This window comes from Pseudomonas sp. L-22-4S-12, assembly GCF_009799935.1.
Classification (GTDB): domain Bacteria; phylum Pseudomonadota; class Gammaproteobacteria; order Pseudomonadales; family Pseudomonadaceae; genus Aquipseudomonas.
The window spans coordinates 1-15,131 of the sequence record NZ_WELL01000007.1; the positions used below are offsets into that span (position 1 = coordinate 1).

The 15,131-nt window shown below is 63.1% G+C and carries 14 protein-coding genes; 6 read left to right on the forward strand and 8 right to left on the reverse strand.

Annotated elements, in window-relative coordinates:
- Positions 1-355 precede the first annotated feature (355 nt).
- From F3I16_RS16345 to tsaA, 3 genes are all read left to right on the forward strand, one after another.
- Positions 356-832: a DUF2846 domain-containing protein gene (locus F3I16_RS16345; RefSeq protein ID WP_160494628.1), complete on the forward strand. Its 477-nt coding sequence runs from the start codon at positions 356-358 to the stop codon at positions 830-832.
- Positions 833-1,502: 670 nt separating this feature from the next.
- Positions 1,503-1,943: a DUF4345 domain-containing protein gene (locus F3I16_RS16350; protein WP_160494629.1), complete on the forward strand. Its 441-nt coding sequence runs from the start codon at positions 1,503-1,505 to the stop codon at positions 1,941-1,943.
- 379 nt (positions 1,944-2,322) lie between these two features.
- A complete protein-coding gene (gene tsaA / locus F3I16_RS16355) occupies positions 2,323-3,015 on the forward strand; it encodes a tRNA (N6-threonylcarbamoyladenosine(37)-N6)-methyltransferase TrmO (RefSeq protein WP_160494630.1) in 693 nt (230 codons plus the stop codon).
- Positions 3,016-3,280: 265 nt separating this feature from the next.
- On the opposite strand, the gene fpr is transcribed toward tsaA, so the two are convergent.
- On the reverse strand, positions 3,281-4,060 hold the full coding sequence (gene fpr, locus F3I16_RS16360) for a ferredoxin-NADP reductase (protein ID WP_160078876.1): 780 nt from the start codon (positions 4,058-4,060) through the stop codon (positions 3,281-3,283).
- Between the two features lie 216 nt (positions 4,061-4,276).
- On the opposite strand from fpr, the gene F3I16_RS16365 reads away from it, so the two are divergent.
- Positions 4,277-5,203: a LysR family transcriptional regulator gene (locus F3I16_RS16365; RefSeq protein ID WP_160494631.1), complete on the forward strand. Its 927-nt coding sequence runs from the start codon at positions 4,277-4,279 to the stop codon at positions 5,201-5,203.
- Between the two features lie 87 nt (positions 5,204-5,290).
- On the opposite strand, the gene F3I16_RS16370 is transcribed toward F3I16_RS16365, so the two are convergent.
- The 3 genes from F3I16_RS16370 to F3I16_RS16380 form a co-directional block, all read right to left on the reverse strand.
- Entirely contained in the window at positions 5,291-5,650 is a 360-nt protein-coding gene (locus tag F3I16_RS16370; protein WP_160494632.1) for a PilZ domain-containing protein, read from the reverse strand.
- Between the two features lie 61 nt (positions 5,651-5,711).
- A complete protein-coding gene (locus F3I16_RS16375; RefSeq protein WP_160494633.1) occupies positions 5,712-6,137 on the reverse strand; it encodes a DUF4124 domain-containing protein in 426 nt (141 codons plus the stop codon).
- A 56-nt stretch (positions 6,138-6,193) separates the two neighbouring features.
- Positions 6,194-6,568 (reverse strand): tol-pal system YbgF family protein, encoded by a 375-nt coding sequence (locus F3I16_RS16380; RefSeq protein WP_160078873.1) that lies wholly within the window; start codon positions 6,566-6,568, stop codon positions 6,194-6,196.
- Between the two features lie 165 nt (positions 6,569-6,733).
- Here F3I16_RS16380 and pyk point away from each other — a divergent pair, with 165 nt between their 5' ends.
- Positions 6,734-8,185: a pyruvate kinase gene (gene pyk / locus F3I16_RS16385; RefSeq protein ID WP_160494634.1), complete on the forward strand. Its 1,452-nt coding sequence runs from the start codon at positions 6,734-6,736 to the stop codon at positions 8,183-8,185.
- Positions 8,186-8,242: 57 nt separating this feature from the next.
- Here the strand turns inward: pyk and F3I16_RS16390 are convergent, their stop codons facing one another.
- Genes F3I16_RS16390 through F3I16_RS16400 form a run of 3 tightly spaced genes read right to left on the reverse strand, consistent with a single transcriptional unit; the run spans position 8,243 to position 11,117 of the window.
- Positions 8,243-9,016 (reverse strand): enoyl-CoA hydratase, encoded by a 774-nt coding sequence (locus F3I16_RS16390; RefSeq protein ID WP_160494635.1) that lies wholly within the window; start codon positions 9,014-9,016, stop codon positions 8,243-8,245.
- A 42-nt stretch (positions 9,017-9,058) separates the two neighbouring features.
- Positions 9,059-9,997, reverse strand: a complete 939-nt coding sequence (locus tag F3I16_RS16395) for an iron-sulfur-binding ferredoxin reductase (protein ID WP_160494636.1) — start codon at positions 9,995-9,997, stop codon at positions 9,059-9,061.
- Positions 9,990-11,117 (reverse strand): diguanylate cyclase, encoded by a 1,128-nt coding sequence (locus F3I16_RS16400; RefSeq protein ID WP_160494637.1) that lies wholly within the window; start codon positions 11,115-11,117, stop codon positions 9,990-9,992. Before F3I16_RS16400 ends, F3I16_RS16395 begins: the two co-directional genes overlap by 8 nt.
- Positions 11,118-11,353: 236 nt before the next feature.
- On the opposite strand from F3I16_RS16400, the gene F3I16_RS16405 reads away from it, so the two are divergent.
- Positions 11,354-12,877 (forward strand): fumarate hydratase, encoded by a 1,524-nt coding sequence (locus tag F3I16_RS16405; protein ID WP_160494638.1) that lies wholly within the window; start codon positions 11,354-11,356, stop codon positions 12,875-12,877.
- A 347-nt stretch (positions 12,878-13,224) separates the two neighbouring features.
- On the opposite strand, the gene F3I16_RS16410 is transcribed toward F3I16_RS16405, so the two are convergent.
- Positions 13,225-15,003 (reverse strand): acyl-CoA dehydrogenase C-terminal domain-containing protein, encoded by a 1,779-nt coding sequence (locus tag F3I16_RS16410; protein ID WP_160494639.1) that lies wholly within the window; start codon positions 15,001-15,003, stop codon positions 13,225-13,227.
- Positions 15,004-15,131 lie beyond the last annotated feature (128 nt).

Here is a 15,131-nt window from a genome sequence, read left to right on the forward strand (position 1 = left end):
CGGTAACACGCCACTCGACATCTAGAGTGTGGCGCGGGGAAAGTCCATTACAGCACTCAACTGCCGCTCACTTCGTTCGCTGGACGTCCAAAAGCTGCGCTTTTGGCCGCCCGTTAGCTTAATCGCTAGAGTGTATTGAGACTGCAATGGAGACTAAATCAAATAGAAAATTCTTCAGCCATGACCATCCAGCAGGCAATAGAAAATTAGTCATTTATACTCTGCGCAGTTAACTACGCAGGATGATTTATTTGAGAATCATCAAACGCTGAGTGATATATCCGACCTGCAACACCAGACTATATCTGAAACATATTTCCAAGCACTTACAGATCATTACCAAAACAGAAATAATATGAAAAAAATACTTAGCCTAAGCTTTATAATATTATCCTCCCTGATTCTTGGGTGTGCTACACAACCAGCAACCACCATAGATACAACATTAAATTTCACCACTCCAACCACGAACACTGCAGGAGTTTATTTTTATCGCTATGACGGGATCGATTATGCCGCCCTAGCAACAGGCATTATAAAACTCCACACAACAAAACCGGACATAGTAGTTAACGGCAATAAGCTAGCCGAACTGAATGATCGAGAATACTTCTATCTGGAACTACCAGAAGGAAACCATAAAGTTCAGTTTTACGATAGCAAATTCTCCAAAAGTATAGAAATGGATTATTTTCTTGAGAAAGGGAAAAACTATTTCTTCAGGGCGCATAGTGAAAATTTTACAGACATCATAGCCCAAGTCACTGATGACAATAAAATACTAAAGGCTCAGAGCGCCATCAAAACAAAACTTACACAGATACATAAGTAGATCTATCTGTCGAGCCCTGAAGCCACTACATTTAAGGCTGGAAGCATCAATATATTAATAAGGCGAATTATAACTTTCGGAACGGTGCAGTCCTCTAACAATTGATTCAAGCCGTTCGCTTCGCTCACTCGGGACCGGCTAAAGCCGGCCCCTTAACCAAACGTTATGCCCCAAGACACGCCGTAAAAATCATGAGAATCAATACAGCCTTACTCTTATTACTTATATTTATTTCACTACCATTACATGCCAAGCCCATAACGCTTGAAAATGAAAAGGAGATCCATAGAGCAAATCAACTAAGCCTAGCCATGGACGCTGTCTCAGAAAAAGTAATGGCCTGCACTAAAAAAGCGACTAGCCCTAAGAAATCTTGCACATGCCCAGACATGGATTCTTGCCAATTCAAGGCTGAATTCAAAAAAGCCACCTCACTTTACTGCAGCTTAAAGTCTGACTTCCCCAAATGGATAAACAAGCCAATTATTTACTCCATCAAAAGAAGCAAAATCACTCATGCATTAAGCATGGAGGCTCTTGAGAAACACTATGGTAAGTACTGTGAGTAAGGCATAACAAATGGTTCAAGTCGTTCGCTTCGCTCACTCGGGGCCGGCTAAAGCCGGCCCCTTAACCAAACGTTAGGCTCCAAAGCAAGGACTCATGCAGCATGAAAGGAATTCAGAAATTTCTACTTGTGTCCGGAATATCAGTTATCGCCATAGGCCTACTCTATGGCATCGCCCCCAAAGCAGTTCTTGGCGGCATTGTGGGGCTATCAGTTCAAGACAATGAACTGCATATTTTTCGCGCAATCATGGGGTTGTACTGTGGCCTGGGCGTCTTGATAATCGCTGGCGCGTTCAATAAAGAGCACATACGTTCCGCACTTCTGCTAGAAACCGTATTCCTTGGCAGCCTAGCGGCAGGCCGTTTAGTCAGCTTCTCAGTCGATGGTAATTTTCACTGGTTCGCACTGCTGGCAACGAGCATCGAAATTCCACTATTCATAGTCTGTGCTGCGCTATTCAAAAGCCAACCAAGCACGGCACAACAAATAGTGCGGTTGGAGCCTGGCAATGCGTATATGGACTCTCTCCACAAGCAGTGAGGACAGCTTTTTACGATCCTGCCGTCAGCGCGGTTGTATTCGTATATCCGGCCTCGCAGTGGGCAGCGCCCTGGCCATTCTGTAGTTCGCGCAGCGGGGGCCAAGCGTTCATACGATCCCGAGGATCATGATTGTTATCGGCCTTGTTCCGCTGCAGGACTCGCCTGTTCCGACAGTGCTGCTTTCCACCACCACCATTGATCACCCGTTCGCCGTCAGGCGGGCGGTAGGCTTTGCCTGTGACTGCTTAACCATGACGCCAGGCCTCGGCGCGTGAGCGCCATATATCGACTCGTTCCCCCCGCAAGAGCCCGCAAACAGTCCGGCCGCCGGCGCTATCGGCTACCATGCGCGCACGCCCTAACCGCCCTGTACTGCCATGCCCTACTCCGTCACCCCCGTTGGCTTTGTTCGCTCCTGCTTCAAGGAGAAGTTCGCCATTCCTCGGCAACCGCAACTGGCCCCGGCCGCCCGCGGGGTGCTGGAACTGGTAGCGCCGTTCGACAAGGGCGCGGCCGTTGCGGGGCTGGAGCGGGTCAGCCATGTCTGGCTGCTGTTTCTCTTTCACCAGGCCCTGGAAGACAAGCCACGCCTGAAAGTGCGCCCGCCGCGGCTTGGTGGCAATGCGTCGATCGGGGTGTTTGCCAGCCGCGCGACCCACCGGCCCAATGGCATCGGCCAGTCGGTGGTGCGCCTGGACAGGGTCGAGCCCGGGCGGCTGTGGCTGTCGGGTATCGATCTGCTCGACGGCACGCCCGTGCTGGATATCAAGCCCTATGTGCCCTATGCTGACAGCCTCGCCGAAGCACGCAACGAGATTGCCGAGGCGGCGCCAGTGCCTATTCCCGTGCAGTGGAGCACCGAGGCCCTGGGCCAGGCCCGGCAGCACGCCTTGCGCCTGGACGAGCCGCTGGTCGAGCTGATCGAGCAGTGCCTGGCCCAGGACCCGCGCCCGGCCTATCAGGTACCCGATGCCGAGCGGCGCTATGGCGTGCTGTTCTGGGATGTGCAGGTGCGCTGGCACTATCCGCAGCCGGGGTTGATCCGCGTGCTGGAGGTGGTACGCGAGTAGCGCGCGCACGCCTGCGCAGGCCGGCAAGGGTGCAGGCCCGTGTTGGCATGAGGTGGCGAGCGTGGCTTACCCCGTATGCAACAGCGCGCATACGCGGATAGGTTGGCGCTGGGCGCAGCGCAGCCCGGCAGCCTGGGGCAGGACGTTGGGCTTCGTCGCGCGGCTCATCAACCCAACCTACGTCCTATCAGCGTGACTACTGGCTGTTGGCGCCTGAACAACAAAAAACCCGCCGATTGGCGGGCTTTTCGCGAACGGGGGGTGCTTACTTCTCGACGAAGGCGCGTTCGATCAGGTAGTCGCCCGGCTCGCGCATGCGCGCGGAGACCTTCAGGCCGAAGCTATCGAGCACTGCGCTGGTCTCGTCGAGCATGCTCGGGCTGCCGCAGATCATCGCGCGGTCGTCCTGCGGGTTGATCGGCGGCAGGCCGATGTCGGCGAACAGCTTGCCGCTGCGCATCAGGTCGGTGAGGCGGCCCTGGTTCTCGAACGGCTCACGGGTCACGGTCGGGTAGTAGATCAGCTTGTCTTTCAGTGCCTGGCCGAAGAACTCGTTCTGCGGCAGGTGTTCGGTGATGAACTCGCGATAGGCCACTTCGTTCACATAGCGCACGCCATGCACCAGGATGACCTTTTCGAACCGCTCGTAGGTTTCCGGATCCTGGATCACGCTCATGAACGGCGCCAGGCCGGTGCCGGTGCTGAGCAGATAGAGGTGCTTGCCCGGGTTGAGGTCATCGAGCACCAGGGTGCCGGTGGGCTTCTTGCTGATGATGATCTCGTCGCCTTCCTTGAGGTGCTGCAGCTGGGAAGTCAGCGGGCCGTCCGGCACCTTGATGCTGAAGAACTCCAGGTGCTCTTCCCAGTTCGGGCTGGCGATCGAGTAGGCGCGCATCAGCGGGCGACCGCTGGGCTGCTGCAGGCCGATCATGACGAACTGGCCATTCTCGAAGCGCAGGCCCGGATCACGGGTGCACTTGAAGCTGAACAGGGTGTCGTTCCAGTGATGCACGCTGACGATGCGCTCGACGTTCAGGTTGCTCATGCGTTGGTTCCTCAAGACTCTCTGTTCAGGTTGCCTGCAAAACCGCTTGCACGTGTTGCGGCAAGTCAACACCAAGGCCTCTGGCACGGCCGGTGCGGGTATGGGGCGAGGCAAATGTCCGGTCTGCCGGTGTCGGCAGCATTGCGCGCCATTCTAGTGAGGGCCACAATATCTGTTAAGTGGATTATCAAGATATGGTTTATCGGTTATATCGATATGCGATTTACTCTGCGTCAACTCGAAGTCTTCGTCGCCGTGGCCAAGCAGGAGAGCGTCTCCCAGGCCGCGCAGTCCCTGGCCCTGTCGCAGTCGGCGGCCAGTACCTCGCTGAGCGAGCTGGAGCGGCAATCCAATTGCCAGCTGTTCGACCGTGCCGGCAAGCGCCTGAGCCTCAACGCCCTCGGCAAGCAGCTGCTGCCGCAGGCGGTGGCGTTGCTCGAACAGGCCCGTGAGATCGCCCAGCTGCTCAACGGCAAGAGCGGCTTCGGCTCGCTGGCAGTGGGGGCGACGCTGACCGTCGGCAACTACCTGGCCACCCTGCTGATCGGCAATTTCATGCAGCGCCACCCGGAGTGCCGGGTAAAGCTGCATGTGCAGAACACCGCCCATGTGGTGCAGCAGGTCGCGCACTACGAGCTGGACCTGGGCCTGATCGAGGGCAACTGCCAGCATGCCGATATCGAAGTGCAGCCCTGGGTGGAAGATGAACTGGTGGTGTTCTGCGCGCCCGAGCATCCCTTTGCCCGCAGCGGCAAGGCCAGCCTGGAGGAGCTGACCCGCGAGGCCTGGGTGCTGCGCGAACAGGGCTCGGGCACGCGCCTGACCTTCGACCAGGCCATGCGCCATCACCCGGCGCCGCTGAATATCCGCCTGGAGCTGGAGCATACCGAGGCGATCAAGCGTGCGGTGGAGTCGGGCCTGGGCATCAGCTGCATCTCGCGCCTGGCGCTGCGCGATGCCTTCCGCCGCGGCAGCCTGGTGCCGGTGGAAACGCCGCAACTGGACCTGACCCGGCAGTTCTATTTCATCTGGCACCGGCAGAAGTACCAGACCGCCGCTATGCGCGAGTTTCTCGAGCTGTGCCGGGAGCTGACGGCCGGGATCAACCGCAGCGACGAGATCATCCTGCCGCCGATCGCCTGAGAGGCACGCCCGCGCGCGGAACACAGCACAACGCCGCGCCGGTGCCGGCGCGGCGTTGTGTCGATCAACGAGTGCAGTGTTCAGGCGTCAGGCGGAGGCCTGCAAGGGACGAAAGCTGAAGTAGTAGCGCAGGGCATCGACCATCTCGACGTACTCGGCCGGTGGCGCCACCAGGGAAAAGCCGGAGTCATAGCTGCCGGGGGTGACATCCTCGCGACTCCACTGGCAGGTGGCGCAGAAGTCGATGTGATGGACCTGGCCATCGCGGCCGGGGATCTTCAGGCGCATGTCGAAACGCGCATTGACCAGCATCGGCAGCTGGCTGATCAGCATCAGGCCGTCCAGGGAGACATTGCCGATGTAGCCCATCGGTTTGTCGGTGATGCGGTTGAACACCTTGAGGTAATACGGCAACTGGTGGCGTTCGATGTGGCGCTGAATCTGCATGACGGCCAATCGCTACGGAAGAGTGTTGGAGTATGGGCGCAGTCCCCGGCTCACGCCAGGCTCAGCTGCAGCGCTCGGCAATGCGGGTCGATAGACGGCTGCGCGCGCTCTCCAGCTCCTCGTCGCTGATATAGGTGCGGTTGCCCGCGTCATCGCCGACGAAGTAGCGGCCGTCGCGCTGGATCTGCGCCAGGTTGTTGCGCAGCTCGCGGCACTCGCCGGCCCGCTTGGCTTGGGCCTCGGCGGCTTGCTCCTGGGCCTTGGCGCGCTCCTCGCGGCGGGCATCGTAGAACTGCTCGGTACGCGCCTCGCGCTCGCGGGTGGCGGCGTCACGCTCGACCACCTGCGGCTTCACTTCCACCTGCTGGGCATTGCTGCCGCCCGGCTGCTCACCGAAATGCACGCGGCCCTGGGCATCGGTCCAGCGGTAGATTTGCGCCGAGGCCAGGGCCGGCAGCAACAGGGCACACAACAGCAATAGACGCATGGTTCACTCCTTCGAATGGCGGGCTCCCGGCGCACAGTCCATGTCAGGGGCCTGCCCTAGAGACTGGCGGGCGAGGCCTTGGCCGGCTCGTGCTGCCGATAATGCCCGAGTTGCTCCAGGGTCTCCAGACGCGCCCGCGCGCGGTAGGCATATTCGCTGCTCGGGTACTGGTTGATGATGAAGCGATAGGTCTGCGCCGCATCGACGAACAGGTTCTGCCGCTCCAGGCACTGGCCGCGCAGCAGGGAGATCTCCGGTTGCACGTAACGCCGGGCCCGGCTGGTGCGCTCGGCCTGCGACAGGTCGAGCAGGGCCTGCTCGCAGTTGCCCTGGTCGTAATTGCGGTAGGCATCGTTCAGGTGGCCGTCCAGCGCCATGCGGCTGCAGCCGGCCAGGACAACCAGGGTAGAAAGCAGGATCAGGGTACGCATGGTGTTCTCCTCCACTGCGCAGTGTATCGACCGGCGCGGCAATTTCTGCAGAAGCCGGGCGTCGGCCACCCCGTTGCGGGCAATTTCAAGGTAGTGCAACGGAACAATGACTACAGTGTTTGCCCGTAGTAGCCTCGCGGCACGCCTTGAAACTGGAGTCCCTGCATGACCTTGCGTCGTACCAAAATCGTCGCCACCCTCGGCCCCGCCAGCAACTCGCCGGAAGTCCTCGAACAGCTGATCCTCGCCGGCATCGACGTGGCCCGCCTGAACTTCTCCCACGGCTCGCCGGAAGACCACAAGGCCCGCGCGCAACTGGTCCGCGACCTGGCCGCCAAGCACGGCCGCCACGTGGCCCTGCTCGGCGACCTGCAGGGGCCGAAGATCCGCATCGCCAAGTTCACCAACAAGCGCATCGAACTCAAGGACGGCGACCTGTTCCGCCTGTCCTCCAGCCACTCGCGCACCGAGGGCACCCAGGAGGTGGTCGGCATCGACTACCCGGCGCTGATCCAGGACTGCAACGTCGGCGACGAACTGCTGCTGGACGACGGCCGCGTGGTCATGCAGGTCGAACTCAAGGGCGCCGACGAGCTGCATTGCCGCGTCACCATCGGCGGCCCGCTGTCCGACAACAAGGGCATCAACCGTCGCGGCGGCGGCCTGACCGCGCCGGCGCTGACCGAGAAGGACATGGCCGACATCAAGCTGGCCGCCGAGATGGACCTGGACTACCTGGCCGTATCCTTCCCCCGCGATGCCGCCGACATGCAGCTGGCCCGCCGCCTGCGCGACGAAGCCGGCAGCAGCGCCTGGCTGGTGGCGAAGATCGAACGCGCCGAAGCGGTGGCCGACGACGTCACCCTGGACGGCCTGATCCGCGCCAGCGACGCGGTGATGGTGGCCCGTGGCGACCTCGGCGTGGAAATCGGCGATGCCGAGCTGGTCGGCATCCAGAAAAAGATCATTGCCCACGCCCGCCGCCTCAATAAAGCCGTGATCACCGCCACGCAGATGATGGAGTCGATGATCCACAGCCCGATGCCGACTCGCGCGGAAGTCTCCGACGTAGCCAACGCCGCACTGGACTACACCGACGCGGTGATGCTCTCGGCCGAGAGCGCCGCCGGCGAGTACCCGCTGGAAGCGGTGCAGGCCATGGCCCGCGTGTGCCTGGGCGCGGAGAAGCACCCGACCAGCCAGAAGTCCAGCCATCGCATCGGCCGCACCTTCGAGCGCTGCGACGAGAGCGTGGCCCTGGCGACCATGTACACCGCCAACCACTTCCCCGGCGTCAAGGCGATCATCAGCCTGACCGAGAGCGGCTACAGCCCGCTGATCATGTCGCGCATCCGCTCGTCGATCCCGATCTACGCCTTCACCCCGCACCGCGAGGCCCAGGCCCGCGTGGCGCTGTTCCGCGGCGTCTACACCGTGCCGTTCGACCCGGCCGCCCTGCCGGCCAACAAGGTCAGCCAGGCCGCGGTGGACGAACTGCTCAAGCGCGGCGTGGTCGAGCCCGGCGACTGGGTGATCCTGACCAAGGGCGACAGCTACCACGGCACCGGCGGCACCAACACCATGAAGATCCTGCATGTCGGCGATCCGATGGTGTGATGCAGCGCTGAATGCAAAAGGCCGCTCAGTGAGCGGCCTTTTTTGTGCACGACAGGTTCAGGCGAACTTGGAGAAGTCCGGCTTCCTGCGCTGCATGAAGGCCGACAGTGCCTCGATGGCTTCCGGCGAACGCAGGCGCTGGCCGAACAGGGCGCCCTCCTCCTCGATCACCCGGCGCAGCTCGGCGCGCCCCGGGTCGCGCATCAGGCGCTTGCTGTCGGCCAGCGCCGAAGGGGCCAGTTCGAGGAAGCGCAGGGCCATCTCGCGGGCCTTGGCCAACACCTCGGCGCCACCCTCCAGCGCCGCATTGGCGATTCCCCACTGCGCGGCCTGCTCGCCGGTGAAGCTCTCGCCGAGCAGCAACAGCTCGGCCGCCTTGGCCTGGCCCAGCAGGCGCGGCAGGATCAGGCTGGAGCCGAACTCCGGGCACAGGCCGAGGTTGACGAAGGGCATCTTCAGTTTGGCCGTGCGGCTGACATAGACCAGGTCGCAGTGCAGCAGCAGGGTGGTGCCGATGCCCACGGCCGGGCCGTTGACCGCGGCGATCACCGGTTTGCCGAAATCGAACAGCGCGCGCATGAACTGGAACACCGGGCTGTCCGGCCCGGTCGGCGGCGCCTGGAGGAAATCGGCCACGTCGTTGCCGCTGGTGAAGCATTCGCTGCCGCCGGTGATCAGCACGGCACGCACGCTGCGGTCTTCGTTGGCGGCATCCAGCTGGTCGGCCAGCTGGCTGTACATGGCGCGGGTCAGGGCATTCATCTTGTCCGCGCGGTTCAGGCGCAGGGTCAGCAGACCGCCTTCGCGCTCGATCAGTACATGCTCGCTCATCACAACTCCTTGCAGATTCGGGGCACCCCGAACGCAAGTCGCCTAGGCGCGGGGCAGAAAGATGTCGGCCAGCATCTGGTTGCGCGGCACGCCGGCCAGATAGAGGCGGCGCGCGAAGCTTTCCACGCTGGCGGGAGAGCCGCAGAGTAAGGCGCGGGTTTGCCGGGAAACAAGCTTCAGTTCCGCCAAAACCGCCGCCAGCTCGGTCGTCGTCACCAGCTCCACCTGCAGCTGCGGATGGGCGGCGGCCAGGGCCCGCAGGGCTTCGCCCAGGTAATGCTCGCTGCTGTCGTGGGCCACATGCAGCACGCGGATCGGCCCTTCGTGCTGCTGGCGCAAGGCCTCGCGCAAAATGCCCCAGAGCGGCGCCAGGCCGGTGCCGGCCGCCAGCAGCCAGAGCGGATGGCCCTGCCAGTCCGGGTCATAGTGCAGCGCACCGCCGCGCAACTCGCCCAGACGCAGGCCATCGCCGGGCTGCAACTGGCGCGCCGCATCGCTGAACGCGCCGGGCTGGCGACAATCCAGGTGGAACTCCAGCCAGGCCTCCTCGCCCGGCAGGCTGGCCAGCGAATAGGGGCGCGCCACGCCGGCGGCGGTCCACAGCACCAGGTGCTGGCCGGCGCTGTAGCGCAGGGGTTGGTCCGGCTGCAGACGCAGGCGCAGCACCGTCGGACTGAGCCAGTCGCAGGCCACGACCTTGGCCGGCAGGCCGTCGCGGGCGGGGTCGAAGACCTCCACGCTGAGCTCACCCAGCACCCGGCACTGACAGGCCAGGCGCCAGCCGGCGGCCAGGCGTTCTGGGCTCAGGGCATCCGGCGCGGCATTTTCCACCTCGCCATGCAGGCAGCGCACCAGGCAGGCGTGGCAGCTGCCGGCGCGGCAACTGTAGGGCACGCGCAGGCCGGCACCGTTGAGGGCATCGAGCAGGTTGCTACCGCTTGGCACCGACCAGGACTGGCCGGCCACATGGAGTTCAGGCACCGCTACTCTCCCAGGCCGCATCGCAACGGTTGCGCCCGCCACGCTTGGCCCGGTACAGCGCCTGGTCGGCCCGCTGCAGGGCCTCGTCGAGGTCGTCGCCCGGGTTGAGCAGGGTCATCCCGGCGGACAGGCTCAGGCTCGCCACCTGCACGCCCACCGGCTCGGCGGCGGCGAAGGCTTCGCGCAGACGCTCGCAGCAGCTGGTCAGGCGATCGGCATCGGCATGCGGCAGGAGCAGGACGAACTCCTCGCCGCCGTAGCGCGCCAGCACGTCGCCATCGCGCACGCAGGCGCGCGCCACGGCGGCGAAGGTCTGCAGCACCCGGTCGCCGGCGGCGTGGCCGTGCACGTCGTTGATCCGCTTGAAGTAGTCCAGGTCGATCAGCGCCAGGCCGTGCTGGCGGCCGGGGCCGAGGTTGTCCAGTTCGCGCAGGGCCAGGCGCAGGAAGTGGCGGCGGTTGAACAGGCCGGTCAGCTCGTCGGTGGCGACCAGGTCTTCGAGCTGGCGCATCATCCCGCGCAGGGTGTCCTGGTGCGCCTGCAGCGCGTAGCGGCGCTGGCGCATGCGCTGGCGCAAGGCCTGCACGTAGCTGGCGAACAGGCTCTGCCAGACCAGCGCGACAAACAGGGCGCAGCACTGCAGCAGGGCCAGGCCGGGGTCGGCCAGACGCAGGTGGTAGCCTTCCCAGAGATTGAGGCTGGCAAAGGCGAAGAAAGCGAAGGCGGCGCAGCGCACGAAGACTCGCGGCTGCAACTGGAACACGCCGAACAGCAGGATGATCACGTAGAACAGCAGCAGGCTGCCGCGCGCACTGTCGAGGTTGGCCAGCAGCAGGGTGTGCAGCAGCAGGGCCACCAGGATCTGCGCTTCGGTCAGGCTGGGGTCGCGAAAACGCAGGTTGAAATTGCTGCGGAACAGGGCCAGGAAGACCAGCTGGGTGCCGACCAGCAAGGCGCTGAAGAGGATCGCGCCGGGCCAGCCGCCGGTGAACAGGTCGTTCAGCACCGCCACCCAGAACAGCAGCAGGGCCAGGGCGTAGGTCGCCACCGCCATGCCAAAGCGCTTGAACAACAGGCTTTGCAGGCTTCTTTGTGTTGCCCGGGGAGTCGTTGTGCTCATGGGCTCCGTCCCGTACTGGCACCTGGCCTCACTCTACCTTCGCGGTCAGAAAAAACCTAGGGCGATCAGGGTGGCGCAACGGAATAAAAGCCGCCGTCCATACGACCTGCGTCGACTGCCGGCGGCTGTGCCCGAGGCCTCTGCCGCGCTATACTTCGGCGCCTTTTTTGTCGCAGTGCGCCGGGTCGTGGTCCGGCGCTTCCCTACCGATGTTCCCGTATTAGAGGAGCGCTTGCATGACCGTGATCAAGCAGGATGACCTGATTCAGAGCGTCGCCGACGCCCTGCAGTTCATCTCCTACTACCACCCCGTCGACTTCATCCAGGCCATGCATGAGGCCTACCTGAAGGAAGAGTCGCCGGCCGCGCGCGACTCCATGGCGCAGATCCTGATCAACTCGCGCATGTGCGCCACCGGCCACCGGCCGATCTGCCAGGACACCGGTATCGTCACCGTGTTCGTCCGCGTCGGCATGGACGTGCGCTGGGATGGCGCCACCATGAGCGTCGACGACATGATCAACGAGGGCGTACGCCGCGCCTACAACCTGCCGGAAAACGTCCTGCGCGCCTCGATCCTGGCCGACCCGGCCGGTGCCCGCAAGAACACCAAGGACAACACCCCGGCGGTCATCCACTACTCCATCGTCCCCGGCGACAAGGTGGAAGTGGACGTCGCGGCCAAGGGCGGCGGTTCCGAGAACAAGTCGAAGATGGCCATGCTCAACCCGTCCGACTCGATCGTCGACTGGGTGCTCAAGACCGTCCCGGAAATGGGCGCCGGCTGGTGCCCGCCGGGCATGCTCGGCATCGGCATCGGCGGCACCGCCGAGAAGGCCGCGGTGATGGCCAAGGAAGTGCTGATGGAGTCCATCGACATCCATGAGCTCAAAGCCCGCGGCCCGCAGAACAAGATCGAGGAAATGCGCCTCGAACTGTTCGACAAGGTCAACCAGCTGGGCATCGGTGCCCAGGGCCTCGGCGGCCTGACCACCGTGCTCGACGTCAAGATCATGGACTACCCGACCCACGCCGCTTCCCTGCCGGTGTGCATGATCCCCAACTGCGCCGCCACCCGTCACGCCCACTTCGTGCTGGACGGCTCCGGCCCGGCCGAGCTGACTCCGCCGCCGCTGGACGCCTACCCGGAAATCGTCTGGGAAGCCGGCCCGAGCGCGCGCCGCGTCAACCTGGACACCATCACCCCGGAAGAAGTGCAGAGCTGGCAGCCGGGCGAAACCGTGCTGCTCAACGGCAAGATGCTCACCGGCCGCGACGCCGCGCACAAGCGCATGGTCGACATGCTGAACAAGGGCGAAGCGCTGCCGGTGGACCTCAAGGGCCGCTTCATCTATTACGTCGGCCCGGTCGATCCGGTCGGTGACGAAGTGGTCGGCCCGGCAGGCCCGACCACCGCCACGCGGATGGACAAGTTCACCCGGCAGATCCTCGAAAGCACCGGCCTGCTGGGCATGATCGGCAAGTCCGAGCGCGGCCCGATCGCCATCGAGGCGATCAAGGACAACAAGGCCGTGTACCTGATGGCCGTCGGCGGCGCCGCCTACCTGGTCGCCCAGGCGATCAAGAAGTCCAAGGTGCTGGCCTTCGCCGAGCTGGGCATGGAAGCCATCTACGAGTTCGAAGTGAAGGACATGCCGGTGACTGTGGCGGTCGACACCAAGGGCGAGTCGGTGCACATCACCGGCCCGGCCATCTGGCAGAAGAAGATCCACGACAGCCTGGCGGTGGAAATCAAGTAACACCGCGCAGCAGTGACGAAGCCCGGCCCAGTGCCGGGCTTTTTCATGACCCTGTATCTGTTAGGCGTTGCTGCGCTCAAACGCTTGCGGTGGCGCTGCACTGGTTGTTCGGGGGAGCGAATTTATTCGCGATCAGGACCCGCACCGAGCTGGCCTGTTTATCGCGGATAAATTCGCTCCCACAAAAGCGGCGGCGCAAAGGACTGGAGGCGCTACCTTTCTGCCGGCAAAAAAAGACCCGCCGGGAGCGGGCCATAAAAAGCAGACCGGATAACGGGTCATGCTCAGGGATAAAAAACCGGCAGCCGAAGGGACTTGGGCGAACGTGGCTGCCGGTTGCGCAGACGTCAGGCGGCGAACTCCTCGTCGTCGAAGGCCATCAGGGTCGCCTTGCCGGCCAGGACTTCGGCCAGCAGGCTGTCGGTTTCGCTCAGCACGCGCGCCATGTAGAAATCCGCCGACTTGAGCTTGGCGCCGTAGAAAGCGCTTTCGCTGCTGCCTGCGGCCAGCTTGTGCCGGGCAGTCAGCGCCATGCGCGACCAGAACCAGGCCAGGGTGGTCAGGGCGAACAGGCGCAGGTAGGGCACGGAGGCGGCACCCGCCTGCTCCGGGTCCTTCATGCCTTCGGTGGCGATCCACATCGTGGCCTGTTGCAGCTGCTTGAGCGCCTTGCCCACAGCGGCGACATGCGGCGCGTCGGTGTTGGCCTTGAGCCAGCCTTCGACCAGGGCGAAATAGCTGCGTACCGCGCGCCCACCGCCAAGGGCCAGCTTGCGCCCGACCAGGTCGAGGGCCTGGATGCCGTTGGTGCCTTCGTAGATGCGGGTGATGCGGCAATCGCGCACCAGCTGTTCGATGCCCCAGTCCTCGGTGAAGCCGGAACCGCCGAGTACCTGCAGGCCATCGTTGGCGCAGTTGAAACCTTCATCGGTGAGGAACGCCTTGACCACCGGGGTCAGCAGTTGCACCAGATCGTCGGACTGCTGGCGCACCTGCGGGTCTTCGTGATCGTGGGCGACATCCAGGTGCATGCCGGTGAAATAGGCCAGGGCGCGGCAACCTTCGATCATCACCTTCTGCCGCAGCAGCATGCGCCGTACATCCGGGTGCACGATGATCGGATCGGCCGGCTTGTCGACCGCCTTCGGCCCGGACAGCGAGCGGCTCTGCAGGCGCTCCCTGGCGAAACCGAGGCTGACCTGGTAGGCGCTTTCGGCAATCCCGAGGCCCTGCATGCCGACCATCAGGCGCGCCGAATTCATCATGGTGAACATGCACTTGAGGCCCTTGTTCGGCTCGCCGATCAGCCAGCCGCGGGCGCCCTCGAAGTTCATCACGCAGGTGGCCGAACCCTTGATGCCCATCTTGTGTTCCAGGCCGCCGCAGAACGCCGGGTTGCGCGTGCCATCTGCGAGGAACTTGGGCACCAGGAACAGCGAGATGCCTTTGACGCTGTCCGGTGCATCCGGCAGCTTGGCCAGCACCAGGTGGACGATGTTGTCGGCCAGGTCATGCTCGCCGCCGGTGATCCAGATCTTGGTGCCGCTGATGGCGTAGCTGCCGTCGGCCTGGGGCACTGCACGGGTGCGGATCAGGCCCAGGTCGGTGCCGCACTGCGGCTCGGTCAGGCACATGGTGCCGGTCCACTCGCCACTGATCAGCTTGGGCAGGTACTGGTCCTGCTGTTCGCGGGTGCCGTGTTCGGTCAGCGCGTTGATCGCACCGTGGGTCAGCCCCGGGTACATGCCCAGCGACAGGTTGGCCGAGCAGACCATCTCCTCGACCATCATGTTCAGCACATGGGGCAGACCCTGACCACCGAACTCCGGGGTGCAGGCCAGGGCGGTCCAGCCGCCTTCGGCGAACTGCTTGTAGGCTGCCGGGAAGCCATCCGGGGTTTTCACCGCCTTGCTCTGCGGGTCGTACTGGCAGCCCTGCTTGTCGCCGGGGCCATTGAGCGGAGCGAGGACGTTTTCCGCGAGCTTGGCGGCCTCCTCGAGTATGGCGCCACCGAGATCGTTACCGAACTCGCGCTGACTGGGCAGCGACTGCAGGGTGGCATAAGCGTCGAGCACCTCGTCGAAGACGAAGCGCATGTCACGTAAGGGAGCGCGGTAAGCAGGCATTGACTGAACCCTTAAGTTGTACATGTAAATTTAATGTACAGCTTTTGTATATCAAAAGCTCAATCCACTGCAAACTTTTTCGGCAGACAGGCGAACAATGGCCGCGCCGCACCCGCCGCGAGGCAAAG

Bases quoted from the DNA above. Each gene is read 5' to 3' on its own strand.
- F3I16_RS16370 (WP_160494632.1), bottom strand. From the start codon at position 5,650: ATGCAGATTCAGCGCCACATCGAACGCCACCAGTTGCCGTATTACCTC.
- F3I16_RS16365 (WP_160494631.1), top strand. From the start codon at position 4,277: ATGCGATTTACTCTGCGTCAACTCGAAGTCTTCGTCGCCGTGGCCAAG.
- F3I16_RS16375 (WP_160494633.1), bottom strand. From the start codon at position 6,137: ATGCGTCTATTGCTGTTGTGTGCCCTGTTGCTGCCGGCCCTGGCCTCG.
- pyk (WP_160494634.1), top strand. From the start codon at position 6,734: ATGACCTTGCGTCGTACCAAAATCGTCGCCACCCTCGGCCCCGCCAGC.
- F3I16_RS16345 (WP_160494628.1), top strand. From the start codon at position 356: ATGAAAAAAATACTTAGCCTAAGCTTTATAATATTATCCTCCCTGATT.
- F3I16_RS16390 (WP_160494635.1), bottom strand. From the start codon at position 9,016: ATGAGCGAGCATGTACTGATCGAGCGCGAAGGCGGTCTGCTGACCCTG.
- F3I16_RS16400 (WP_160494637.1), bottom strand. From the start codon at position 11,117: ATGAGCACAACGACTCCCCGGGCAACACAAAGAAGCCTGCAAAGCCTG.
- F3I16_RS16380 (WP_160078873.1), bottom strand. From the start codon at position 6,568: ATGCGTACCCTGATCCTGCTTTCTACCCTGGTTGTCCTGGCCGGCTGC.
- F3I16_RS16405 (WP_160494638.1), top strand. From the start codon at position 11,354: ATGACCGTGATCAAGCAGGATGACCTGATTCAGAGCGTCGCCGACGCC.
- F3I16_RS16410 (WP_160494639.1), bottom strand. From the start codon at position 15,003: ATGCCTGCTTACCGCGCTCCCTTACGTGACATGCGCTTCGTCTTCGAC.
- tsaA (WP_160494630.1), top strand. From the start codon at position 2,323: ATGCCCTACTCCGTCACCCCCGTTGGCTTTGTTCGCTCCTGCTTCAAG.
- fpr (WP_160078876.1), bottom strand. From the start codon at position 4,060: ATGAGCAACCTGAACGTCGAGCGCATCGTCAGCGTGCATCACTGGAAC.
- F3I16_RS16350 (WP_160494629.1), top strand. From the start codon at position 1,503: ATGAAAGGAATTCAGAAATTTCTACTTGTGTCCGGAATATCAGTTATC.